Below are 23,728 nucleotides of genomic sequence, written 5' to 3' on the forward strand. Positions count from 1 at the left end.
ATTCAGTTTAGCGCGATGGGGACAAGAGGCAGGCGGGCGGGGGAATGAAAAAGGGCTTGGTGTTTAAGCCAAGCCCTTTGAATTCGTGGTGGGAGGAGGAGGATCGAACTCCCGACCTTCGCATTGCGAATGCGAAAAACACACCAATAAGTACGCTGCTTGCAGCGCTTTTCTCGATTTTTTGCCACAATATCGCCACACTCCATTCAAGCGAGCATCGAGAAATGCCGACCATCCGAAAGCGTGGGCAGTACCAATGGGAGGCACAGGTACGCCGGCGCGGCTACCCCGCGCAAAGCAAGACCTTTACGACCAAGGCCGAGGCGGAAGCCTGGGCCAGTATGATCGAATCGGAAATGTCGCGTGGGATATGGGTCAGCCGCAACGAGGCCGAGGCAACAACTCTCTACGAAGCGCTGAAACGCTATGAGGAAGAAATCTCGCTCTCAAAGAAGGGAGCTGCACAAGAAGCTTCCGTCTTAAAGGTCTGTCAAGCCGCTGACTTGGCAAAGCGGCCTTTAGCCACAATCCGGAGCGCCGACATTGCGAAACTTCGAGATGAATGGCTGAAGGACTACAAACCTGCCACTGTCCTGCGCCGCTTGGCTGTTCTTTCGCATGTGTTCAACGTTGCCCGCAAGGAATGGGGCATGGAAAGCCTGTCAAATCCAGTTGAGCTAGTTCGGAAACCCCAGCCGAATAACGCGCGGACGCGGCGCATTGCGCGCGGCGAACCAGCGGCAGGAGTTCCAGACGCCGACGATCTCGAGTCGGAGCGGGGCGCGCAGGATGGCGAGCTCGAGCGTCTTGTCACGGCTAGTAACTCTGCGCTACTGCCCGCTATCATCTGGCTGGCCGTTGAAACGGCTATGCGCCGGGGAGAAATCGTTTCGCTGCAATGGGAACACGTGGATCTCAAGCGCCGAGTCGCTCATCTGCCAGCTACGAAAAATGGAGACGCCCGCGACGTGCCGTTGTCGCCCCGAGCTATGGCGGTCCTACAAGCCCTGAAGGACAATCGCGCCGAAACCGAGGATGCCCCCAAAGTTGCCCCCACAAGTGACGGCGTAGGCGACGAAAAACGGAGAGTGTTCGAAATTCGCAGCGACGCAGTTACGAGGGCCTTTGAGCGTGCTGTAGCGCGTGCGCGTAAAAGCTACCTCGAAGAGTGCAGAGAAGCCAGCCGACGGCCCGATGGCAAGTTTCTGACAGACCTTCGCTTTCACGATTTGCGACATGAGGCGACGTCCCGCCTAGCGTCGATCTTCCCCATGCATGAACTAACAAAGATAACTGGCCACAAAGATCCGCGCATGTTGATGCGTTACTACCACCCGCGGGCAGAGGATCTAGCAAAGAAATTGTCTTAACCCGTAGCAGCGTGAAGGCACGCATCCCCTAGAACTGTCGTCGGGCGCCTTAGCCTTCGGAGGCCGGGGCGACAAGCGGATCGTTGCGAAGCCCGACGATTTTTAGGCGGCTAGCGACGGAACTTTGTCTACTCGAAGCCAAACCTCTTGCGATGGCGCGCCAGTTTTAAGCGGTGCGGAGCTTCAAGATGAAGAGGCCGTACATTTGATAGGCTTAGAACTGTTTGCGCCTTGGCGCTCAGGTCCGGGCTGGCTATCACCGTGCCATCATCGGCAAAGCTCACCAGCCCCGCGTCGAAGGCGGCGTCCCAGTGAGCGCACAGAAGTAGGCCATTGAACACGTCGAGCCGCTCGGCGTCGCTGGCGCATTCGGCCCAAGGGACGATGTGGCTGGCGCGCAGAAGCGCGGGATCGCTGACGCCGGTGAGAGGGCAGCTGCCCCAGTAATCCATCAGCGCGGCGCGGAAGAACCTCTGTCCCACGCGCTGGCGGACGATGCGGTCGATCTCGGTATCGCCCAGCCCAGCGACTTCGGTCTCAAACTGGCTGAAGGGGAAGGTCGGCAGGCTGCGCGCGAGATGGAAAGCTCGGCTCAGCGCGCGGCGCATCTCAGCTTGCCGCACGAAGGCGAAGACGCCCTTGCACGGCGGCGGGGCCGGGCCGGCGACCGCCTCTGGCAACTCGGAAGTGAGGACTTGCGCCACCCCTGCATGCTCTACCGCGAGGAACCAAGGCGCACCGTCGTCGCCCGCCCCGCAGGCCAGCGCCACTTCGCCGGGCACACCCTCGTCCGAGCGGAACCATAGCCACCCGTCCGCCTCGCCATTGGGGCGGCGATAGCCATGGTTCCACGCGGCCTGCTCGAGTTCGGTCCGCAGGATCGGATGTGGGGCGGGACGGCGCAGAGCGGTGGAAGTCATCGATGACCTTCCAGGCGCGGACGCAGGCCCTTGGCGACAAGCGCGTCGTAAGCGGCGAGGATGAGGCGGCGGGCACGGTCCTCGTCCCACGCGACGGGTGCCATGGAGTGGCTGGTTACCGTGAGATCAGCGAGGGACATCAAGCGCATTCCAGGCCTCCATGATTAGGTCGAACGAGGTGAAGGGCTGCCCGTTACGCGTCTCCGCCCGTTTGAGCGCACCGAAAGTCTCAATGCCGCAATCAGGACCGAGGACCGATGAGGGGTCGAGTAGGTAACGCATCTCGTCGCGGGTCAGGCCGAAGAAGTCGCGAGCGACCAGGACGTCGAGTTCTGCACGCAACAAACGCCGTGCTTCCGGATCATCTGCAGGAGGCAGATCAAACGAGGAACTAGGAAGTCGTGCCCAGAGCGCTGCCATCTCCGTGCCGCTACAGTTCAGTCTAGCCGCCCGAGCGACGATAGCCTGTTCGACTGCCGAGTCTGTATAACGACGCGGCAGTGGCAAGCTATCCACGAGCGTCAGCGTCATGTGCAATGCGCCTTTCTGACGCGCTAGAAAATCGAGGCAGAAGGAGTTGGCCAGACCAAGCCAGAACAGGTGCAACCTGTCATCATTTGGTTCGAACATGATCGTCGGCACGGAGTGGCCGCACAGGCTGCCCGGCGGGATAATAGCAGCCATCAGGAAGCGCTGATTGGTCACGCCGCCGACGTCACAGAAGCCGATGCGATAGGACTTTGTTCGATCGACGGTCTTCTCCGGCACGTCCGCCAACGGAATGTGCCATTGCGGCGCTATTCGTTTCCCTGTATCGCCAAATGGCAGCGCCTTCCATACTGCTTGGCGCCCTCGCCCGCTGACATATTCCTTTGCGCGATAGTCGAATGCCTCAACCATCCTTCCTTCGAACAGCGGCAAACCATCGGCATCTTCACCAAAGAAGTCGCGGTCGTTGCCCATGTCGATTTCGCGCATGTAAATGCGGTCGTTGGCGTCTGCGATCGCAGCGCCAAACGAGGGTAGGCGCGCGTGCATCTTCCGCGCGATCGCCACGTCGCGCGGATCGGCGAACTCAGGGACGGCGAGAGCCGCAGGGCTAAGCTCGTGAACGAGCGACAGTGGTATCTGGAACGGCAGTGGCTCAGGCAAGTCTGCGAGCTTGGCCTCGCTGTTGATGCCGAATGCCGCCGGAACGGTTGTGGTCGCCCCGCCTGATGCCGACGCGTATAGACAAAACTTCTGACGGCTATCGATATCGAACCAGACCTGCCGCGTGTTCTCAAAAGTCACCAGCGCCAGCAGGTGCATTTGGTTAAATACGAACTCTCGCAGCGCTGCGGCGTTGGCGCCGTTGTAGAAGTTTTCAGGCACGATTTGCGCAGCCACGCCGCCGGGTCTGACGGCGCGGAATGCAAACTCGACGAACATACGGTAAACGTTGAAGTCACCTTTGCCGAGATTGCCCTCTGCGAAGAGCGTGAACCGTTGACCCTTGCGAAGGAAGTTGGCCGTTCGATACAGACGACTCTTTTCTTCCTCCCACGCGGTCGCAAGCCCATCGTTTTCCAGCAACTCATCGAGGCGATGCTTCTGATCGTTGGGTGACATGAAGCGGATCTCGGGCTCATAGGCTGAGAAGAACTCCTTCACGTCAGGGCTCATCGTATCCCACGGCGGATTGCCAAGCACCACGTCGAAGCCACCCCGCTCGATCATAACGTCCGGAAATGCGAGCGGCCAATGCAGCAGGCGCGCGGCCTCGGACACTTCCAGCGTGGCGGCGTAGAGCTGGCTGTTGATCTGCTGGCCCGCTAGTTGCCACCGCACGTCGGCCGTCGTCGGCACCAGCCCCTCGTTGTAACTGGCGGGAACCTCGGTCTTGGGCAGCAGGAAGGCGGCGACGTAGAGGTCGCAGGCGACGTGGGTGGCCTGGCGCGCCGGGTCGTGGCGCCAGGCCGCGTATGCTTCGCGCTTCTTCTCCACCTGGCCCACGGTGTCCTCGGGCATCCTGCGGATCACGCTCAGGTTGGCCGCCAACTTCGCCGGAGGCATCGCCCCGCCGCCCCCCGTGAAGTCGAACGCGCCCTGCCCGGTCTTGGCGTCACGGTTGACCTTGAGGTAATGCTTCGCCGCGTCCTGGCTGTCCCCCGTCAGCAGCTTGTATGCCTCGTCGGGGATCCCCTGTTCCAACGCGTCAAGGTCAAACACGCCCAGTAGCGCGTCGCCGCAGCGGATGTTGCCGTCGAGGAAGCCGAGCGGCTTGCCTGGCGATACGCTTTCAATCCACAGCGCCACTTTGGCGAGCTCCACCGCCATCGGATTGCGGTCGACGCCGTGGATGCAGCTGCTGACGACATCACGCAGGGCCGCCTGCGTCTCCTCCTTGCCGGCGTCCTCGTTGCGCAACTTCGCCACACGGTCGGCCATGCGGCGGGCGGCACCAAGCAGGAAGTGGCCCGATCCGCAGGCCGGGTCGATCACCTTAAGGTCGAGGATCGCTGCAACCTTACGCTCGGGCGTGTCGGCCTCGTCCTCCGCCTTCTGGAGCACCGGATCGAGCGCGCTGTCGAGCAGCGACTCCACCAAGCTGTCGGGCGTGTAGTAACTGCCGCTGGTTTTGCGGGCATTGCCGCTCACGCTGTCGTTGAGGTCGAAGACGTCATTGGTGCCCAGCTGCGGAGTGATCTCCAGCAGGCCCTCGTAGACACTGCCCAGCTCCTCCGTCTTGAGGTCGCGCCAGTTGATGCGGTGCGTCGCACCATTGCGCATGATGAAGCCGAGGTGGAACAGCGCGGTCAGAAAGCGCCGGTTGCTGATCTTCGAGCCGTTCATCATCGGCGTCGCTCCGGCGGCGAACAGGCCGCCGAGCGCGGGAAGGCCGAGCAGCTCCTGCCCGTGCTCCAGGCTGGCGACGGTGATCTTCATCGCCTCCCAAGCGTCGTGATGCGTATCGCGCGCCACCCGGCGGCGCGCGCGTTCGCGCCAGAAACCGAAGGAATAGCTGTCGCGATAGAGAGCGCGTGCCTCTTGGCTGACGCGCCCGGGGTGGAGCAGGTCGCGGTCCTCGGCGACGGCGAGGAAAATCAGGCGGTAGGCGGTGCGCAGCAGTTCCTCGAAGAACGCTGTGAGCGTGGCTTGATCGACGAGTTGCTTGCGCAAGTCTGGGTCGGCCTCGACGGCGCCTTGGCCAAGTTCGACGAGGGCCTGCCTCACGTTCTTGTAGAGGTCGGCCCGAGCGGTCTCGCCCTGCTTTAGCCCCTCGGTGCGCCATTCTTCGAGCGCGCAGTCGGACGGCGGCGCCCCCGCCGCGCCGAAGCGGGTGACGTGGGTGAGCAGCCACCAAGCGGTGAAGTCGGCGAACATCTCCTCACGGAAGATAGCGCCGAGGTCTGCCTCGATCCATGCGGGGCGGGTGAGGCTGGCGTTGTCTCGCATCAGGCGCACCTTGTCACCCGCGAAGACGAGTCCCCACAGTGCCTCGTCGGCACTGTTGAGCCAGTCCTGCAGCAATGAGACAGGACTACGTTTGAGGCGGCCACCGCCCGCACCGTCGCCGAACTCGGGCGCGGAGAGGTTGAACGTCTCACGGCCTACAGCAGGCGCTGCCACAACGATGGGGACGCGGCCCTCCCTGGCCTCCCAGGCAAGGCGGTAGCGACGGTTGCCCTCGGCGTGATCCACCGGGCCGGCGAGGTCATCGAAGCCAAAGCACTGCGAAAGCAGGTCGTGCGCGAACCGAGCGGTGTGCGTGACGGTCTTGTGCTCGATCCTCCCGTAGTCTGACCAGAGCGCCTGGCCGATGCGGAAGTAGCGCGCAATCTCGTCGTTCAGGCTGGTGCCTCGGGGACAGTCATAGCTGGCGGCGAGCTTGGGCGTGGCGGGGGCAGCGGCGATTTTCTGCACCTGCTCGGGGGCGATCAAGCCGCCCTCGATCGTGACGGCGTCGAGGCCAAGCTCGGCGGCGCGGGAAAGGCGCGCCATCAGTTCGCCTCCGGTACGAGGACGTAGAGGCCTATGACGTCGGCAGGCAGTACGGGCTCCACATCGGTGGTAGCGCCTTCGCCTCGGGTTGCAGTCTTCACGCGGTCGTGATCCTCGGACAATTGAGCTGCGCGCGTCCTAGCGTGGGCAGCGATGGCAGATTGGTAACCATCGAGACGGGCAAGCGCCGCGTCGATCTGGCGGGCGATCACAGAAGGCTCGATATTGCCGCTGGCGTCGGCTTCCAGCAGCGCAAGCGCATCCGCGCCCAGCACGAAGGCCTCGGTGACGGCGGGGCCGAAGGCGAGCGCGGTGGCTTCCTCGGCCAACAGGGTGCGGCGGCCGCTGGTGGTCAGTTTGAAGCGCAAGCGGAGCAGCAGGACGGTGGTTAGCGTATCCACCGCGCGCGTGCGCCAAGCCCCGGCGCGGCCGAGGGCGGCCTTGCCCTCGACAGAGGCGGGATCGAGCGCGCCCTCGGCCATCGTCTCGGCCAACAGCGCGACGAGCGGGTGGGTGCGGCCGACATGGGCGACCTCGGGCGGCAGGCTGTCCTCGAAGCCGATCGCGCGGGTGCCGGTGAGCCTGCGCGCCGCGAGCCGCTCGCGCAGCTGCTGGGGCATGTCGTCGTAGTGGACGTGCCAGTGCGCGCCCTGCTCGCCGAGCGGCTTGTCGATGCGCCACAGCGCGCGGCGGGTAAAGCGGCTCACTTCCTCCGGTCCGCCGAGCAGGGCGCGCAGGCGATGCCATTCGGGGAGAACTTCCTCGGGCTTGAGCGCGGACTGAGCATAGCGCGTCTGGCTGCGGCGGGCGTCCTCCTCAGCGTTCTTCCATTGGTCGTCGAGCTTCGTGGCAGCGTCGCCGAAGTCGAACATGCCTTGCGCGCGGGGCCTGCTGGAATGGAGAAGCATGGCCTGCATCAGCGCGTTGGAGACACTGGCGGAATCCTCGGGGACAGGGACGACGACGCCGGTTTCCTTCTGGATGCGCTCCATCTTGTCCTTGATGACCTTGATGACGGCGCCGTCAATGATCGAGTTCTCGCCGAACATCATCAGCGACCAGACTTCCGTCGCCTGCTGGCCGAAGCGGTCGACACGCCCGTCGCGCTGCTGGTGGCGGGTGGGATTCCAGTTGAGGTCGTAGTGGACCACGGCGTTGAACATCCGCTGCAGGTTGATGCCCTCGGACAGGCAGTCGGTAGCGACGAGGATGCGGTCGGGATAGTCGTCAAGTGCCTCGACGCGTAGGCGGCGTTCCTCGGGCGTGAGGCGGCCGGTGACGACTTCGACCTTGTGCTTCTTGAATACCGCCTGCAGCGCCGCGCCGACGGCCTCGGCGGTGTTGATGAAGCGACAGAAGACGACTGGGCGTGCGCCCTTCTCCTTCGTCAAGTTGGTGACCCAGCTGGTCAGCTCGCGCAGCTTGGGGTCCTTGTCGAAGCCGGCGACCAGTCTTTCCGCCTTGGCGATCAGGGCGCGCAGTTCGGCGGCTTCCTCGGTATCGACGGCGGTAGCGGGTTCGAGATCGGTGTCGGCGAAATCGCCCTCATCACTGTCGAACAGGATGGGTTCGAGCGCGTCCTGCTCGGCCATGCCGCCGAGTCGGTTGCGCAGGGCGCTGAGCGCGGCGGCGGGTGAGGAGCCGACACAGCGCATCAGCGCCAAAGTGCCCCAGAAGGCCAGGCGGCGCGCCTTCTCGCCATCTACGCGAGAGGCAACGCCGACACAGTAATCCAGCACGTCCTCTTGGAAGTTCTGGAAGTCGCCAGCGAGCACATAGGGCGCGTCCTTCTTCATCCGAGTAGCAAAGGCGCGAGTCTCCCCCCACTTGTCAGCGATGTCGGGGCGGCGGCGCTGAACGAAGTGTTGGGCGAGTCGGCGGCGGTAGCGCTCGACGGCGTTGGCGTCGGGCGCATCGGGACTGCCGTTAAGATCGGAATGCAACAGGCTGAGCAGGCGCGCATAGGCATCCTGGTTGCCGCTGTGCGGGGTGGCGGTAAGCAACAGCAGGTGCCGCCCAGTCTTCTCGGCCAGCGCTTCGAGCAAGGCGAAGCGCTGGTGCGTCCCGTTCTCGTTGCCGCCCACGCAGGTATGCGCCTCGTCGACGATGACGAATTCAGGACAGGTCTGGGCGAAGCTGGCGCGGCGGCTATCGGCCTTGATGTAATCGAGGCTAACGACAGTGAAGGGATGCACCGCGAAAATAGTGTCGCCCGGCGCGAGGCCTCGCTCCAGCGAGCGAGCGCGGCCGGAAGTGACAGCAACGGCATCTATGTCGAACTTCTCTGCCAGCTCCCCCACCCACTGGTCAACGAGGTGCGGCGGGCACAGGACGGTGAAGCGGTCGACCTCGCTGCGGTCGAGCATCTCGCGCAGGATCATGCCCGCCTCGATGGTCTTGCCGATGCCTACGTCGTCGGCGATCAGCAGGCGCTTCACCTCGAGGCGCATCGCCATGAGCAGCGGAACCAACTGATAGGCACGCGGTTCGACGCCGAGATGCGCGGCGCTGCGGAACGGCCCCGCCCCGCGCCGCAGCGAAAGGCGCAGCGCGTCTGCCAGCATACGCGCCGCGTCCTGCGTGTCGAGTTGGTCGGAGCTTGGCGGGTCGAAAGTAGCAGGCTGGATAGGGGTCCGTTCCAGCGCGGTGGCGATGACGATGGCATCCTCCTCCGAACCGGACAGCGGGCGCACCCGCATCAGGCCCTCGCCAGGCTTGCCGATCACGATCCACTCACGCTCGCGGGCCTTTACGAGATCGCCGGTCTGAAACTGGCCGGTCGAGAGGGGGGCATTCATGCGGACACTCCAAGCGCCGCCGCCAACGCGGGCGGCATGGTTTCGCCGGGCAGTTCCGGCAGTTCGATGAGGTCGCGCCCGATCGCCACGCAGCGGGCGACGAGTTCAGGCGGCGGCGTTCCGGCGACGGCCATGACCAGCAGGTCCGGCCAGCACAGCGGCCAGGCGGCGCCGGCGACGATCTCGGATCGTGGCGCGGGCGCGTTCCAGAGGGCAAGCGCCACCAGCCACGGATCGTCGTCGGTCGCAGCACCATCGGCCGGACGGTCGCGCTCGCAGCGCGCCATGCGCTCGATCACTTCGCGCACCTTCTCGTCCTCGCGGTCGATCATCTCGTGGTCGGGCTGGTTATAGTAGGACAGCAGGCAGCGGTAGCACCCAGCGACGCAGGCATCTTCCGAATCGTGCAGGTGACCATCCTCACCCCGCTTAAAGTGCATGAGGTCCAGCGCCACTTCGGCGATGCGATGCCAGCGTTCCGGGCCATCCATCAGCCGCTTAAGCACGCCCGCGCCCCCCTCGGTCGCTTCATAGAGCAGGATCGCCTTGCGATCCTCGCGCGTAGGCAGCGGCTCGCCAAGCAATTCGCCCGTCTCCAGCACATGCTCGGCCTCGATGGCGCGGATCAGCGCGTGCTGGAGCGTCGCCATCTGCGCGGTGGAGAGGCCAAGGCCCTGGTCGAAGCGCACCAGCAGGGTGTTTTTGGTGTCCTCCACCACGGGCACGATGGACTGGCGGCGCGCGACCTTGGGGTCTTCACCCTGATCGTCGTCCGCCTCGGGATCCTTGAGCCAGCGACCAGTCAGCGTATCGATGTCGAAGCCCGTATGCGCCTTCTCCTTGCGCCGCCGCAGGCCCAGGTTGACGCGCGAGAGCTTCGTCTGCGGGCCGTAGCACAGCACCGCCAGCGGGCTTGCGTTGGCCTTGAGCAGCAGGTCTTCCTGCCGCCGCGGATCCCACTCAAAGATCGTGCGCAAGTCGAAGCCGCGCCGCTGCCGGTCCTCGTCGTTGGCGGTAATCCGCGCTCCCGGCACGGCGTCGACGTTCTCGATGCGGTAGAGCTTCGAAAGCCTCCCTTCATCAGTCAGTGCATCGTTGCAGACCACGCAGCGCTCCTGGGTCTCGCTCTCGTGCGCAGCACCGCAGGACTGGCAGCATTTCAGCGTGCGCGTGACGAGCGCGTTGTTCTCGTTACGGGACCCGGAGGGCAATTTCGCGCGATTGCAGCGATACGCCTTGCCCTCGTGGTAGACGAGGCTGTTCGGCCCAAACTCCGCGATTGCCAAGAAGCGCGGGCGCTGCAGCACGGTGGACGACTTGTCGGCATCTACGAAGGCGTAGAGCGGCAGGCGGGGGAAGTTGTAGCCTGGGAGGAACCCCTCGGTTGCCAAATAGCGATAGACATAGAAGTCCGAGCTTTGCGAAGACACTCCAGACGCCAGCAGCTCCACCTGCTTGTCCGCACCGACATAGCGCGCCCGCGCCTCGCGACGCTCCTGAGCGCCAAGACCGGTGCGCTGGCCGATGCGATGCGCCTCGTCACGGTCCTGGGAGGCGGAGCGGTAGAGTTCGCGCCAGCGTCGGAAAGCGGTGTCGAATTTCGTCGCGCTCTCACCCCATAGGGCGGCGACGAATTCGACGGGATCTCCAATCTGCGCCGTACCCTCGGCGGGAAGGGCCGATGCGACGATGCGCCCTGCCCGCGCCTGAGCTGCCGCGTCTGCCGTCGCCGTGGCGAAGGCGGCGAGTGTGGTACGCTTCACCGGCAGGCCCTCGGCGTCCATGTCAAGGTTGTCAGGGATCGACTTGCCCAGCGACTCCTTCGCCGCCGCAAGCCACTCGGCATGGACGTGGGCGGAAAGGAGGTCGGCGTTGACGAGGTCGATTGCCGGTGCCTTCACGATGCCGGCGACGAGGTCGATCCGCCGCTCGAAGTAATACTGGTCGTGCGGGCTTTGCGCGGCGCAGTAGGTGATGACCAGCGCCGCCTGTCCGCTGCGCCCGGCGCGGCCCGCGCGCTGGGCGTAGTTAGCCGGAGTCGGCGGCGCGTTGCGCAAGTACACGACATTGAGTTGCGAGATGTCGACGCCCAGCTCCATCGTCGGCGAACAGTAAAGCAGCGGCAGGAAATCGCGCTTCTCGTTGATGACGCGCGCCTCGCCCGCCATTTCGGCCATGCGGATCTTGTCGTTAGCCCCGAAGCGGAAGCGGCATTCGCGAAGTTCACGCAGCATCGCGTCGACCTGCGCCGTATGTTCGCGCGCCTCGAAGGCCATCGGCAGGTCGCCCGGCGTACCGAGCCGCGCTGCAATGTCAGAATAGAGGCCGGCGAAGAAGGCGTTGCCCTTGCCGTTCTCGAGCTTGTCCTCGCCCGGCCTGAGACGCACTGCGCCCGGCGCAAGCCGCCAGCCCGCGAGCGGCCCGACCGAGAATTGGCGCACTACCTGATGCTTCGCCGCAGCCGCCAGCATCGCCTCCAGTAGCGGTTCGCGCTCGGCGAGGTGAATCTCCACGCCCGCCGCCTTGACCAGTCGGCGCGCCAGCCCGCTACGGGCCGATACGCGCACCACGCGGTCATGCTTACCCGCCTGTAGGCCGACGACCAGCGTGTTGAGGAAATTGAGATCCTTGTACTGCTCCTCGGCGCTGATCGCCCAAGGATCCTTGAGCACGCTGCGCGACTTCTGGCCGACCTGCTCCAATTCCACCGGATCGAGCGCATCGACCGCCACCGCTAGCCCTTGGCGCATGGTGTCGAATAAGTCGCGGAACATCGCCCGCCGCGTGTCGGCCGGAATCGCCGAGAGGATCGCGAAGCCCCGGCGCTGCGCGTCGGTCAGGCTCTCCTGATCCTGATCCTCGCCGCTGCAGCTTTCCTCATCCTGCGCCAACATAGCGACGCCAGGATAGTCGACGCGGATTAGTTCGAGCTGGTCGAGGTTAGGGTTGGTGAAGCGCCAGCCCCGGCGCAAATCGTTCCAAAGGCGGTGGGCGAGCACGCGGTTGATCGCAGTCTTCGCGTCGTCAAGCGCAGCAAAGCCCTTGGGGTTCTCGTCCAACATCCAGGCCGCGCGACGGCCCTTGTCCTCGGGATCGAAGCCGAGCGCGCGCCGCAATGCGTCACCGAACTGCTCGTGCCCGAGGCCCCCGTCCCCGGCAGCGCGCACCGCCCGCAGCATTGCCCCACGCAGCAGGGTGACAAAGATGAAGTCATTGAAATGGCCCGACTGAAGCGCCGCGTCCTGCCGATTGTCGGTAAAGCCCAGCAGCTTGCGCCGCGCCTTCTCGGCGGGGACCTGTCCGCGCTCCATCCAGTCGAGCGTGGTGGCGGTGATGAGCGTCGTTGCCGAACTGCGCCCCTCTGCCGAGAGGCCTGCCAGCTTGTTGATGTCGCGCGCCTGCGGCGGAGGCTGGTTGCGGCAATGCGGGCAGAAGCGGAACTTGCCAGGGAAGAACCAGGCCCGCACCCCGTCCAGGTTCCCGCGCCCATCAGCACCGAGCAGCATCATGCGGCCGTCGTGCTTACCGCGATGGCTCGACTTCAGGCGCGGGTCGCCGGCCTTGGTCAGTTCCAACCAGTCGTCGGGATAATCCCCGGGATCGCCCGCAAACGCCAGCGCGCCATCAGCGTCAGGCACTAGGAAGCCATGCTGCCATCCGTCGCTGTCGATGCCGTCGCTCGGGGTCTGGTCGATTGGGCGGGCGACCACGGTGCCCTCGTGGTCGATCGAAACTGAATGCGCCTCGTGTCCGCACTCGCGGCAAAAGAACACCGGGTACAGGCGTGCCGCACGATCCTCGCGGTCGTACTTCTCAGCGGCCAACGCGACGCGGCGGGCTCCGGCGGGCTGCAAGGTGGCATGAGCATGGCCCGCACCAGAAAGGAAGCGATGCAGCTTGAAGGCCATGAACGCTTGGTCGCGCTCGTCCTTGCACTCGCTCATCGCAATGAGGCGCAATTCCAGCGCCTTTCGGCAGAGCGCGGCGTCGAGGCCGGTATGGTCCGCCAGCGTTGCCGCTGCATCGGTCAGCGTCTGCGGCTTGCGACGGCGGCGGGCTTCCTGCTCGTCAAGGCCGATGTGCATCTCGATCCACACCGCCAACGGATCGCGGCGGAACGCTTCGTAGTCGGCCGGCACCGGCTCAGGCTGCAGCACCGCTGCGTTGAGAGCCTCAGGCCGCGCCACGCCCTCGGTACAGCGCGACAGACTCTCGGTGATGACGTCGTCCTCATGGACCGGGCTACCGAACAGTGTCGTGCCGACCTTCGCCACCGCCCTGCGCCCAGCATCTTCGTCGCCCGAGGCCATCGTCGCCGAGGTGCCGATACACAGCATGTCCTGCGCGCCCAGACGCTCGCGTACACGCCGCACCAGCATTGCGACGTCGGCCCCCTGCCGCCCGCGATAGGTATGCAGCTCGTCAAGCACGAGGAACTCCAGCCCCTCCATGCTAGCGACGACTTCCTGGTCGACTCCGTCCTGCCGGGTCATCAGCAGTTCGAGCATCATGAAGTTGGTCAGGATAATGTCGGGCTTGGCCGCGGCGATGCGCTTGCGTTCGGCGTCGCTCTCCTGGCCGGTGTAGCGCTCGAAGGTCGGCTTGAGATGTGGATCGATGCCGCAGCCTTCAATGAATTTCTCGAGTTCCTCGCGCTGGGAATTGGCCAGTGCGTTCATCGGATAGATCACGATCGCGCGGGTACTCGGCGCGGCGCCGGCGCGCTTCGCCTTAAGGATGCGGTCGATGATCGGCACGAAGAAGCACAGCGACTTGCCTGAGCCAGTGCCGGTGGTGACGATGTAGTTACGCCCCTGCAGCGCCTTCGATAGCGACTGGTCCTGGTGGCGGTGCAGGCTGATCGCCGAGCGATCTTTGCCGAAGGCAAAGACCTTAGGCAAGTCCGGGTCGACTACACCCTCTTCCACCAGATCCACCAGCGCACGGCCGGGCTCGAAATGCGGATTCACTCCAATTAACGGCTCGGGCCAGAACTTCCCGCTGCGATAGATCGCTTCGACCTGCGCGCGAATATCTTGCGCCCGGATCATAGTGAACGAGCGAGCGAAAGCTTCGTAGCGGCTCAGCAGGTCCGCATCGAGGTCGAATACATTCATCTACCTTCCCCTAGTCATGGCACCCCATGACAATGTTGAGCAACTCAGAATGCCGTTCAAAACCGCGTACGAGTTGGCTGTACCAACTTGGCCAAATATCGGATTAGTTTGATCGTGGAATCTCAGCCGCAATGTTTACGGGTGACGCCAGGCGACGACCACGACATGCTTATAGAGGGTGGTTCTCGATAGCCCATCGCGACGTGCCACGTCCGTCACCTTGATGCTTGGGTCGCGATGTCGCACCTTAATCTCACGCACCTGCATCTCCCCAAGTTTGCCCGCCGCACTGTTTGTTTGTTCGATTTTCTCAGTCAGGCGCTCAAAGCCGACACCGGAGCTTTCCAGATCGGCCACGATCTGCACTAGGTCAGTTGCAGGCTCAAGTTTTGGTCATCTGCAGGAACACGGCATAGCCTATCCGTTGATTCATTAACAGTTGCCGGACGCTGATTAATTGATGGAAATTTTAACAGACGAAAGGGCCGTAACGAGCTGACCAAACGACATCTTGGCCGTCCTCAGAAAACCACCGTTTTCTTGGCGTAGCGGTCTGCACGCTTTCTACGGGAATTGCACAATCTTGTCGCCCCCGTTTCAAGCCAAAACGTGAAGTGACCGTGGCAACGGGAAAGAAGCCCGCGTCTCCCGCAGGCAAGCATTGAGGGAACCGAAGTCGACAAGAGCGAGAAGGAGGTCGCCGCGTCGGATCTCGCTCAGCGCAAGGACGCGACGTCAAGCAAGCCGAAGAAGAAATAAAAGTACGGGCGCGGCGGGCCACCTCTTCGGAGCTCGCGCGCCGCGCTTTCCTCTCTGCGACTGCTATTCCTAAGTCGGTCATCGATATCGTACGCGCCCGCCACAGAGCTATCGCGCTCACTTAAGCGGCAGAATGCCCCCACGGCGGCCTAGGCCAAACCCTACCCGATATAAATCGGGTAGGTTTACTCGATCATCTTTCATCGTTTCGAAAATTCCAAGGCGTTCCAAATCGTTCCGCACACCACGCCATCCGCGTGCAGCATGTTGTGGGGGAAGACGGTCGATAGATGCGGTTCCTAGTACATCAGATATACCGTCCTTCCATCGCTCCTCGATAAGGGAAAAATTCGATGGCACTGTCAACCCGCGCAACGGATCCATAACTCGGGTTACCCAAGGGTAGTCCTCGGCCATTTCTGCAACTCTGATTTCTGAAGCTTTCTGCACTCCACGTTTGATGCTTTCGTAGTGGAGCGCAAAAGTGTAGTCAGGATACTTATCGATTGAATCGTCGCCAGCAGCGCGAATGGCTGCCAGAAACGAGCGGGGGGACGTACGTCCTAAACCATCAGCCAAATGACTCACGGACCAAACATAGGGAATCCCGCGACGGCGATCGCGCCCCATCCAAGGCCCTGCAATCTCCTCAAACAGCCCCCGTAGTTTGGGACCATCACGTTTCACCTCCTCGGAAAGTTGGAAAACGCCGTCGCGTTCCGACGGAAGAACTCCAACTACTTTTCGATATTTTTCGCGCAGGATAGTCCCATGGCCGTCTTGGGCATTGCAAAACATTTGCCAGAGCAAACCATGCAAATCGTGTGAGGCCCACGTCAGATCGGCCTTGGTAGACAAGAGCTTCGACGCATCCGGGAAGTCTGTGATTGTGCGATCAAACTGATCTTCACGAAGGAACACTTTGGCATGTAGTCGTGGATACGACTTCAACCAAAGTACGACCCTCAGTAAGTCCCGCACGATTCCATCCATCGTCCGCCAATCGTTGCTTGTGCGATCAAGGGCGTCGAAGACAATCATCGCATAGCGATTATCTTCGAGAAGTTTTTGGTTGGTGCGATGCACGAGACGGGCTAGAGGCTCGGGGTTCTCTTTGACCCAATTGACCGTGGTACTCCAGTCGTTCACTGGGACAGTCTCATCAATCGCTTTCGCGATCCAACGAACGACTACTGCACGCCAGACATCGTAGGGAGAGGCTCCATTCAGCATCAGATGTGCGAACACGTCGTCCGTCGGAAAGGAGTCAATATCCGGCGAAACTGCAAAACCGATATGCACATCAGTGCGTTCTAGATCGCGAATCGATTGCCCCAATGACGTACGTAGTACCTGAGAACTCAGTGCTGCTGTCCAAAACGACTTACCTACCCCACGAGCGCCAACCACCAAATTGCATTCCAAGCGAAGCGCCTTGATGTGCGCAGGAGGCACATATACAAAGCGGTGGTTAGGCTCTTCCCCGTGGTTTGACGTCGTGAGCGGCAATGCCTCAACAATGGCCTGACGTGTTGCTTGAACGTCACTCATCATGTCTCAATCCCTCATCGGCATCAGTCAAAACCGCTAGCTCAACGAGAAGATGCCCGAACACCGCTGTAACCTCTTGGGGGTCGACCGTCTCGATGCGCGTATGCAATGAACGCAGCGCTGCGAAACCTCGATGCCAGCGGATCGGCCAAGGATAGTGCGGGGCAGTATCGTCCGACTCGGCAAAACTCCATAGGTCGTCCGCAGCTACCCCGGCGGGCACGTCGTCATAGAGCTCTTCTGCGAACACATTCCACCCTCGCTCACAGAGGCCCTTGAAATAGTCTGCGCTCTCCACTTCTGGAATCATTGCACCCACAAGTTGCAGGCGCTCTCGAATGTCTCGCGCCACGCCAGCGGTGCGCCAATGGCGAAACAAGATTCGGTAGCCGGACCATGTCTGTTCGCCGTCAATGGCGAAAAGAAGCACGAGGTTGGCGCCGAGATCGGTCACACAGGCCGACGCGATTTCGTCAATACCGGCACGCGAATCGATCAAGATGACGTCTGGTTGCCACTGTTGTTCCAGTGCATCGATTAACCGCCGCAGGCGTTCTGACCACCCTTCTTTCACGCCGTTCGCGCTCACCTTTGGCATCCAGACGCGCCCCAGCTTTCCTATATACTCCCCTGGATCTAGACCATGAGCAGGAACTACATAAATTTCGCCGTCGTGCGATAACGTACTCGTCGCCACCATCGAGTCAAATACTTGGTCGCCATTTCCAACTAAATCTTCGACCAACCAATCAGCGATGCCATAAGTGGGTCGTCGATCGTCTGGTAGCAAAGAAGAAGATAAACCTGGAGATTCCAAGTCGAGGTCGAGGACCAGGACTCGCTTCCCTTGTTGAGCCAAAGCCCAAGCAGAAGAAGCAAGCGCGGTCGATCGCCCAACACCGCCTTTGATTGAAAAAAAGGCGATGCGCGGTGCGCCGGCAGTAACCGGAGCAATGGATGCCCAATTGGTTTCGGTAGCGAGGCGGTCGACAACATGAACACCGTCGAAGCCGGGGAGCGCAAAGTGCGCAACACCGCGGAGCAAGGAGTCAATATCAGACTCAAATAACAGCCCAGGATTGGTTGTCGGGCGATGCGAGTATGGCCGTTCATCGGCTTTAGGCCCTACGCTATCTGCGCGTCTAGCAGGGAACCCATGGGGACCAAGTTTTTCGGCCAATTCAGCCGTTATGGCATCGAGTGGAGCGGTAGCATCAGCGGCGTCGCGCAGCTCCTCACCCACGATCAACCGAATTCTCCCGTTGAGATCGCGATTAACAACAATCGGGGTGAGGGCTGCCAGAACGTCTCGATGACCATCCAAAATATTCGAGACAATTGGAAGTGTTTGGTCAAACGTAGTCATATGACGCCTGCCTGCTGGGCTTGTGAAATCAGGTTCTTGACTGTGTCCGCTCCTGCACGATGCGCTTGTGCGACCGCCTGATCAAAATACATTCGATGATCATAACGCTGGGAAACGTTCCAAGTGTCAAAGGCATTGCTCAGTGGTAGCGGGTAGTTTGCTCCCAGACAATGTCCTGATCGATAGCTCTCGTAACGGTCCCATGCTTCATCGACGTGTACTTTGTCTTTCTTGACTTTGGGAACACCGGTTGTATTAGTCTCCATACCGAAAGCAATCATCAACCGTTTCAGGCCGCACTCGGCTGACAAGCCATACAAGTGATCGGCGTTAGCCCAACGCCCCGCCGCTAACAGATGCTCTGCATCGTCCCAGTGACGTTGATGTGCGTCGAGGAAATCCGTACTCATCGAATCGTTCTTCCAGAGATATATTGTTTGCGTGAAATTGGTCCATCGGTTTGGCAGTACGGCGCCGGCCGAAAGTGTAGCTTAACGTTGCTCCTCAAACTCTGATCCGCTCTACCTCGTCCAGGCTGACGTCGTCGCCCCGGCGATCATACAGCTGGGTGGTGCGCGTCGACGCGTGATTGGCCATCGCTGCCGCGTTCTCAAGCGTCCCACCGTTCTTCAGGTAGGCGGTGATGCCGGTTGCGCGAAACGTGTGGTTGCCGATGGCCGTCGCGATCCCCGCGGCCAGCGCGCGGCGCCGCACCATCGCGTAGGCGTTCGCCTGCGGCAGCGGGGTGTCACCGAGCTCGCCGGTGCCACGCCGGATGGTGCGGAACAGCGGCCCCTTCGGCTCCGCCACGAGGCCGGTGCCTTCCAGGTACGCATGCAGATACGCCTCCAGTGTGTGATGACACGGCATCGCATGGGCCTTGCCGCCCTTTTCGCGCAAGCGCACCCAAAGCCGCCGTTGCTGCATATAGACGTCCTCGACCCGCATTGCCAGCGCCGCGCCGATGCGCGCGAACGAAAATACCATCAGCGCAATCAGCGCCCGGTCCCGCAGTCCGATCGGCGTGCTCACATCGATGCTGTCGAGCAGCTGGCGCGCTTCGCTCGCCTCGAGCACCGGCGTCTTGCCCTGCTTCGTGGTGTGACTCGGCCCGCGCACTGATGCGGCCGGGTTGTGCGGCATGATCTGGCCGGTTACGAGCCAGTCAAACAGGTGGCGGATCGCCGCCAACCGTTGCTTGACGGTCGGTGCAGCGTGCGCTTGGGTCTGCAGCTCGATCCAGGCGGCGACGTGCAGCGGCTGCACGGCGGTGATCGAGGTCACGCCGGCGCTGGCACACCAGCTCAGAAAATCCCCCGCGGCCCTCGCATACGCACGGCGCGTGTGCGGGTTACGGATCGCCGACGTAAAAAATTCGAGGAAGCGGATGCTGGCCCGGTCGCCGGCTGACGTGATTAGCGCCGGCATCATCGGATGCGCTGGAAGGGCAAGGTTTGCGCTAGCCACCGAACAGCCCCTTAATTTTGCCTTCCGGGTACGTCTTCGCGGCAAACACAAGCAGTTCGACCGTGAATCCACCTGCGGCAGACGCGACCTGCTTGGTTTTGTCCCACACATCAGGGCTGCGTACTGAGTCCAGGAAATCGTGCCCGGACCAGCTCAGGCTGCGAAAGCCAATCCCAATCATTGGCCGGAGGCCGCCCGTGTCAATCAAGCCGGCTCTTTCAATCAGTGACAGGTGATACTCGATCTGATCGGTGTCATAGCCGTCTACTTGCACCTCTGTCGCATCGGGCGGCAGATGCACGACGGCGCTCGGTCGTATCGGTAGTGCCTCGAGCTTGAGCATCAGCTCACGGATCAGATCCATGTCACGCTTCATCGCAACGCCTCCGGCGCCGGAAAGTCCTCGAACCGGCATACATCGCGTACCCAGCGTAGTTTGCGTAACGCGCATAGCCTGCTCGGTTTCCGATTCGCGCAAAACCATTCTTTCGCCAGCCGGTCTTCGTCCGGTTAGTGATCGGGCGGTTGTCGTTCCTCACCTCGCCCAGATAGACGCCGTTCGACGCCTACACCTCGCTGCCGACAAAGCGGCCCACATGGCGACCGCCGTGAGTCCATAAGTTGTCCCCTCACGATAGCCGAAGCACACCCCACCCCATGTCCACAGCCAGTGCATCGTTCACCGGTTTTATATGATAAAGCACATTATCATATATAGGTGCGCCTCTCATAGAGCAACCACGTGTGCGCACGACGTGCGCACAATAACCCCCGTCTCGAAACAGAAAACTGTAGAGACAACGTATTTGAAACAGATGATGACGTTGACGTGCCCACTCACTTTCAAGGCAGAGCTCAGGGTCTCAGCCCCGCTCCGATGCGTCGGGTGTGGGTGCCCGAAGACAGCCGTTTAAGTTCATTCGGCCTTCGTCAGCCTTTCGATTCGAACGTTTGACTCATCAATGAAAGCCAGGGCATCATCCAAAGCATCGTTAGCTGCTTTTGTAGATTTCGCAACGCTCTCAAATAGGTCGAGTAGATCAGGCGGCAGGGGGTCGTTGAAGTCATCGTGAATATCGAGCTTGCCATCCAGAAGACCGAGCCGAACGCATGGCGAGAGGCTGGAGATAAACTGCTCTCCGTGCTCCACGGAAAATCTTACAAGTTCCCGGTGCCCATCCGGATATTTCTTAATACACAGCCCGATGGGGGTATCCGCATCACGGTATTAAATCGCCCTTCCTGCGTCAAGATGCTCGCGCGCTGCACGGCCATCGTCGGATTGCAGAAGACGAATCCACTCGTCCGTATCATCTGGCAGACCTTTGAATTGGTCATCTTTCATAGTAGGTCCAACTCCGAGGCTGAATGAAGTTTAGCCGCTAAATCTGCAGAGTTCGCCAGCTTCTTCGCATCGGCCGTAGGTCGTTAGCGGTGCGTTCATGATATTAGCTTAGGGGCAGTGTGCTGTTCGATTGGCAAGGTTTAGCCTCTGAATCGCGACTGTCGTCGCAAGCTTTCGCCAGGTTTGAGCACCGAAGCACTGGGAATATCAGCGCTGAGCTGCAAGGGGGCCTTTAACTCTGAAAGACCTATCCCACTTCAGGACGACCTTTGTTGGCGTGTCGCTTTCGAATTTTTCGGCCCAGCTTCCTTACTTGTTTCTCAAGCTCCTCGATCTTCGCGAGATAGGGCCTGAGCTCGTCCATGATACGGTCCTCCCGTTCCCGGAGTTGCTTGACCATGAATGCGTAGTCTCGCTCGTACTTTTGACGAGCCACCCACGTTTCCGACCACGCACGATTAAGCTTTTCGCTGTCCTTCCTCAGCTTCCGCAATTCGCGTATCGCCGTCTTCAGTTGCGCATCTTCTGCCAGTTCGGCAGCTAGTTCCGGGTTCATGTCAGGCCTCGCTTGCGCACGGTCCACTGTCACATCGCTTCGATTACAGCTCCGCACAAACTCGCCGTTCTAGTCTGCGGGATTGAACAAACCGCGCGCCCCCGTACTGTCAACGAACGGGAGCTGACGGCCTTACGCGCCATTGTCATTGATGCCATCGCGCGCAGATTCAGGGCCTCTTGCACAATCTCAAGCCGCGAGGCACGGCTTCGAGGCCCTTACGGGACCGGGATGAGCGTCGAAAGCCCCGAAACAACCGCGCCTTGATGTTGTTGATTCAAGCCGTGCGAAAAATCGTGCCGCCGCCTCTACGTTGACAGTACGGGGGCGGGGTTGGTTGCTATCGACTCAACTCCTGTGGGGCTCGTCCTTCTCCTTGTCGATACGCCGATTCGAAGCGGAGATGAACGGCAGGAGTCGTCTACAGGGTCATTGGCTTTCTGGACGGACGCAGCAATCGGGGAACGCGCTTACGCGTTTCCCGCTCCACCATCGGTCATCCCTTGTTATTAATCCAGCTCGCCGCTCGGCAGTCGGGTGGGGTTCTCAACCCCTTCTACCGAGCGCTTGTTTCTTTCGGGCCGTAAACCTCCGTCCGCCGCCTTCGGCGGTGTCTTAAGACGGGGCTTGATGGAATAGCGCCGCGGTCTCTTATGGCTCGGCAAAACCGCTATCAAATGCTCGCCTTGCAGGTCAAAGGTCACCAGCTCCCGTCGACCGTTCGGATACACCTTCAAAATCCCGTCCATCCCTTCCGGAGCCGACACATACGCCGGTTGACCGGCTGCTAAGACCGCTTCAAACGGCCGCTCACGCAGAATGGCTCTAATGTCCAGCTCGAACGGGCGCGGCTTCCGCGTCGAACGTGCCGCTTTGCGACCTGACCACCCCATCAAACCGAGGTCCCAAGCGCCGGCACTTCAAATCCAACAACCTCGACCGCCGACGCCGCAGCATCCAACGACTTAAACACACGAGCGGCCCCATCCTTAACCGCTCGCAATGCCACCGCTCGATCTCTAGTTCCAAAGAAGCGAACCACCCATCCGCCTGGAACACGAACCAACGCAAAGGCCGTCAAGAGGCCCCCCTCGCGCAGCTCCGACGCTACCCGCTGCGTTACCAGTGTCTGATCCGAGAACGCCGGCAACTCAAATGTCCTACGATCTGTCACATCCTTCATGCAATCCCCCGCGTTTTTAGGAAAACATAGTGACGTTCTTCAAAAGCATCAAGACATTCTTGATGGTCGGGAATACGTTGACCCAAACCGAATAGACGTTCTGTCCTGTCCCTCGTTTGTCAACAGCGCTTGTGACAGATGACCTATGCGCTGTCTGGGATACCGTCAGGGCCTTCCTCCCAGAACCTCTCCCCCACGCGGAACCCGAGTTGCCGAGCCAACTCGCGCGGCAACCGCAATAGAATCGAAGCCTTCTGTCGAACCACCAACACCTCGAAATCAACCCCCTGGATTTCGACGTTCAACACCTCGTCATCAAACAGCTCGTAGTACGTCTTCCACGGCGTTGTACATCCGCCCTCGCTCTGCTCAACTATCCTGTCTCCGCTCATTTATTCTCCTTTACCACGTATTCACCGTCGTACTCATCTGCTGCATATTCTTCGTCGGCGAGTTATACACACCAGTCCGCATCGTCACAAAGCTCGACATGTCCTCGTTCAAGAGCGAAATTTAGCCGCTAAATCCGCCTAGCGCGCCAGCTTCGGGCGATAACGGCAACCGCACATTCGGAACACTGGACCGTTCCCGGCGAGCAGGCAAGAGCACTGGACTGAAAATTTAGCGGCGAGATCTGACGGTCGTTTGAAGACACCGTCGGAGAGCCGAAGAGTCAATACGCTCTTCTTTTGCAGTCCGCGAATGGCGGCAACTTCAGGCGACCGGAATAGCCGGCGTTAATCGCTTTCATTGGAAGCGGTTAAATTAGTAGCCACTTATTGGAAAAGCATGACGATGACGACTGAAGATGGGCTACCGGGCAGCTGGTTTTTTAACGAGATCGAGCATTGCTATTTGCATCGTAACAATCCGTTCGAGCACGCCATGAATAACCCTGCGCATTTGCTCAGGATCCTGCGAGCTAAGTTTTTCACTATTTGTCAGCCACAGCTTTAATAAGCCACCAAGCCGCCCTTGATCTCCATTAATTTTGGCGAGCTTTAGCACTAGCTCTGCATCGATGACTCCCTTGATGCGGTAGCCCATTCCGACGTTACGCAGGTACATCGAAACACTCATTCCTGCCTTACGCGCGTTCTCTTCAATGCTCGCCTTCTCCTCCGGCAAACACCACACTTTGATTGGCGTAGAACCTTTTCGGGTGGCCTTCACTTCCTTATCCATTCTGGCGTTCATTCGGTATGCGCCCTCTGGTCGGGCCGTCGTCACCACGAGGTGACCATTCGCCTTAGCACGATTCCGTTGAGCGCGGAGCGCGAATAAGGAAAAGTGAAGAAGGTCCGCCCGCTTG

General features: G+C 61.2%; 15 protein-coding genes. 2 read left to right on the plus strand and 13 right to left on the minus strand.

Features of this window, described 5'->3' with window-relative positions:
• Positions 1-224 precede the first annotated feature (224 nt).
• Positions 225-1,370, plus strand: coding sequence for a site-specific integrase (locus PQR08_RS13420; protein ID WP_408161588.1), 1,146 nt, complete (start codon positions 225-227; stop codon positions 1,368-1,370).
• Between the two features lie 128 nt (positions 1,371-1,498).
• On the opposite strand, the gene PQR08_RS13425 is transcribed toward PQR08_RS13420, so the two are convergent.
• The 10 genes from PQR08_RS13425 to PQR08_RS13470 all read right to left on the minus strand — a co-directional run bounded on the left by PQR08_RS13425 (position 1,499) and on the right by PQR08_RS13470 (position 19,696).
• A complete protein-coding gene (locus PQR08_RS13425) occupies positions 1,499-2,290 on the minus strand; it encodes an HNH endonuclease (RefSeq protein ID WP_408161403.1) in 792 nt (263 codons plus the stop codon).
• 126 nt (positions 2,291-2,416) lie between these two features.
• Complete coding sequence (locus PQR08_RS13430) at positions 2,417-6,274, minus strand: Eco57I restriction-modification methylase domain-containing protein (protein WP_408161405.1); 3,858 nt, start codon at positions 6,272-6,274, stop codon at positions 2,417-2,419.
• Positions 6,274-9,072: a DEAD/DEAH box helicase gene (locus PQR08_RS13435; protein ID WP_408161407.1), complete on the minus strand. Its 2,799-nt coding sequence runs from the start codon at positions 9,070-9,072 to the stop codon at positions 6,274-6,276. The genes PQR08_RS13430 and PQR08_RS13435 overlap by 1 nt, the downstream gene beginning before the upstream one ends.
• On the minus strand, positions 9,069-14,189 hold the full coding sequence (locus PQR08_RS13440) for a DEAD/DEAH box helicase family protein (RefSeq protein WP_408161409.1): 5,121 nt from the start codon (positions 14,187-14,189) through the stop codon (positions 9,069-9,071). The genes PQR08_RS13435 and PQR08_RS13440 overlap by 4 nt, the downstream gene beginning before the upstream one ends.
• Before the next feature lie 135 nt (positions 14,190-14,324).
• Complete coding sequence (locus PQR08_RS13445) at positions 14,325-14,546, minus strand: helix-turn-helix domain-containing protein (protein WP_408161410.1); 222 nt, start codon at positions 14,544-14,546, stop codon at positions 14,325-14,327.
• A 519-nt stretch (positions 14,547-15,065) separates the two neighbouring features.
• Complete coding sequence (locus PQR08_RS13450) at positions 15,066-16,502, minus strand: hypothetical protein (protein ID WP_408161412.1); 1,437 nt, start codon at positions 16,500-16,502, stop codon at positions 15,066-15,068.
• Positions 16,492-17,865, minus strand: a complete 1,374-nt coding sequence (locus tag PQR08_RS13455; RefSeq protein ID WP_408161414.1) for a ParA family protein — start codon at positions 17,863-17,865, stop codon at positions 16,492-16,494. The genes PQR08_RS13450 and PQR08_RS13455 overlap by 11 nt, the downstream gene beginning before the upstream one ends.
• Positions 17,862-18,275 carry a hypothetical protein gene (locus PQR08_RS13460; protein ID WP_408161415.1) on the minus strand — a complete coding sequence of 138 codons (414 nt, stop codon included), beginning with the start codon at positions 18,273-18,275 and terminating at the stop codon, positions 17,862-17,864. The genes PQR08_RS13455 and PQR08_RS13460 overlap by 4 nt, the downstream gene beginning before the upstream one ends.
• Positions 18,276-18,369: 94 nt before the next feature.
• Complete coding sequence (locus PQR08_RS13465) at positions 18,370-19,296, minus strand: tyrosine-type recombinase/integrase (RefSeq protein WP_408161589.1); 927 nt, start codon at positions 19,294-19,296, stop codon at positions 18,370-18,372.
• 28 nt (positions 19,297-19,324) lie between these two features.
• Positions 19,325-19,696 carry a DUF2513 domain-containing protein gene (locus PQR08_RS13470; RefSeq protein WP_408161417.1) on the minus strand — a complete coding sequence of 124 codons (372 nt, stop codon included), beginning with the start codon at positions 19,694-19,696 and terminating at the stop codon, positions 19,325-19,327.
• Between the two features lie 705 nt (positions 19,697-20,401).
• On the opposite strand from PQR08_RS13470, the gene PQR08_RS13475 reads away from it, so the two are divergent.
• Entirely contained in the window at positions 20,402-20,704 is a 303-nt protein-coding gene (locus PQR08_RS13475; RefSeq protein ID WP_408161419.1) for a hypothetical protein, read from the plus strand.
• A gap of 220 nt (positions 20,705-20,924) precedes the next feature.
• Here the strand turns inward: PQR08_RS13475 and PQR08_RS13480 are convergent, their stop codons facing one another.
• From PQR08_RS13480 to traJ, 3 genes are all read right to left on the minus strand, one after another.
• Positions 20,925-21,233, minus strand: coding sequence for a hypothetical protein (locus tag PQR08_RS13480; protein ID WP_408161420.1), 309 nt, complete (start codon positions 21,231-21,233; stop codon positions 20,925-20,927).
• A 1,326-nt stretch (positions 21,234-22,559) separates the two neighbouring features.
• The gene (locus PQR08_RS13485) at positions 22,560-22,808 is read right to left on the minus strand and encodes a hypothetical protein (RefSeq protein ID WP_408161422.1); all 249 of its coding nucleotides are present in this window, start codon (positions 22,806-22,808) and stop codon (positions 22,560-22,562) included.
• A 421-nt stretch (positions 22,809-23,229) separates the two neighbouring features.
• Entirely contained in the window at positions 23,230-23,601 is a 372-nt protein-coding gene (gene traJ / locus PQR08_RS13490) for a conjugal transfer transcriptional regulator TraJ (protein ID WP_408161424.1), read from the minus strand.
• Positions 23,602-23,728 lie beyond the last annotated feature (127 nt).

It is taken from the genome of Caballeronia jiangsuensis (genome assembly GCF_046030135.1).
GTDB classification, from domain to species: Bacteria; Pseudomonadota; Gammaproteobacteria; order Burkholderiales; family Burkholderiaceae; genus Caballeronia; species Caballeronia jiangsuensis.

Excerpts from the sequence above, each read along its gene's own strand:
- PQR08_RS13435 (WP_408161407.1), bottom strand. The coding sequence starts at position 9,072 with ATGAATGCCCCCCTCTCGACCGGCCAGTTTCAGACCGGCGATCTCGTA.
- PQR08_RS13480 (WP_408161420.1), bottom strand. The coding sequence starts at position 21,233 with ATGAACCCGGAACTAGCTGCCGAACTGGCAGAAGATGCGCAACTGAAG.
- PQR08_RS13450 (WP_408161412.1), bottom strand. The coding sequence starts at position 16,502 with ATGATGAGTGACGTTCAAGCAACACGTCAGGCCATTGTTGAGGCATTG.
- PQR08_RS13440 (WP_408161409.1), bottom strand. The coding sequence starts at position 14,189 with ATGAATGTATTCGACCTCGATGCGGACCTGCTGAGCCGCTACGAAGCT.
- PQR08_RS13455 (WP_408161414.1), bottom strand. The coding sequence starts at position 17,865 with ATGACTACGTTTGACCAAACACTTCCAATTGTCTCGAATATTTTGGAT.
- PQR08_RS13430 (WP_408161405.1), bottom strand. The coding sequence starts at position 6,274 with ATGGCGCGCCTTTCCCGCGCCGCCGAGCTTGGCCTCGACGCCGTCACG.
- PQR08_RS13485 (WP_408161422.1), bottom strand. The coding sequence starts at position 22,808 with ATGAGCGGAGACAGGATAGTTGAGCAGAGCGAGGGCGGATGTACAACG.
- PQR08_RS13460 (WP_408161415.1), bottom strand. The coding sequence starts at position 18,275 with ATGAGTACGGATTTCCTCGACGCACATCAACGTCACTGGGACGATGCA.
- traJ (WP_408161424.1), bottom strand. The coding sequence starts at position 23,601 with ATGGATAAGGAAGTGAAGGCCACCCGAAAAGGTTCTACGCCAATCAAA.
- PQR08_RS13470 (WP_408161417.1), bottom strand. The coding sequence starts at position 19,696 with ATGGATCTGATCCGTGAGCTGATGCTCAAGCTCGAGGCACTACCGATA.
- PQR08_RS13425 (WP_408161403.1), bottom strand. The coding sequence starts at position 2,290 with ATGACTTCCACCGCTCTGCGCCGTCCCGCCCCACATCCGATCCTGCGG.
- PQR08_RS13465 (WP_408161589.1), bottom strand. The coding sequence starts at position 19,296 with ATGATGCCGGCGCTAATCACGTCAGCCGGCGACCGGGCCAGCATCCGC.
- PQR08_RS13420 (WP_408161588.1), top strand. The coding sequence starts at position 225 with ATGCCGACCATCCGAAAGCGTGGGCAGTACCAATGGGAGGCACAGGTA.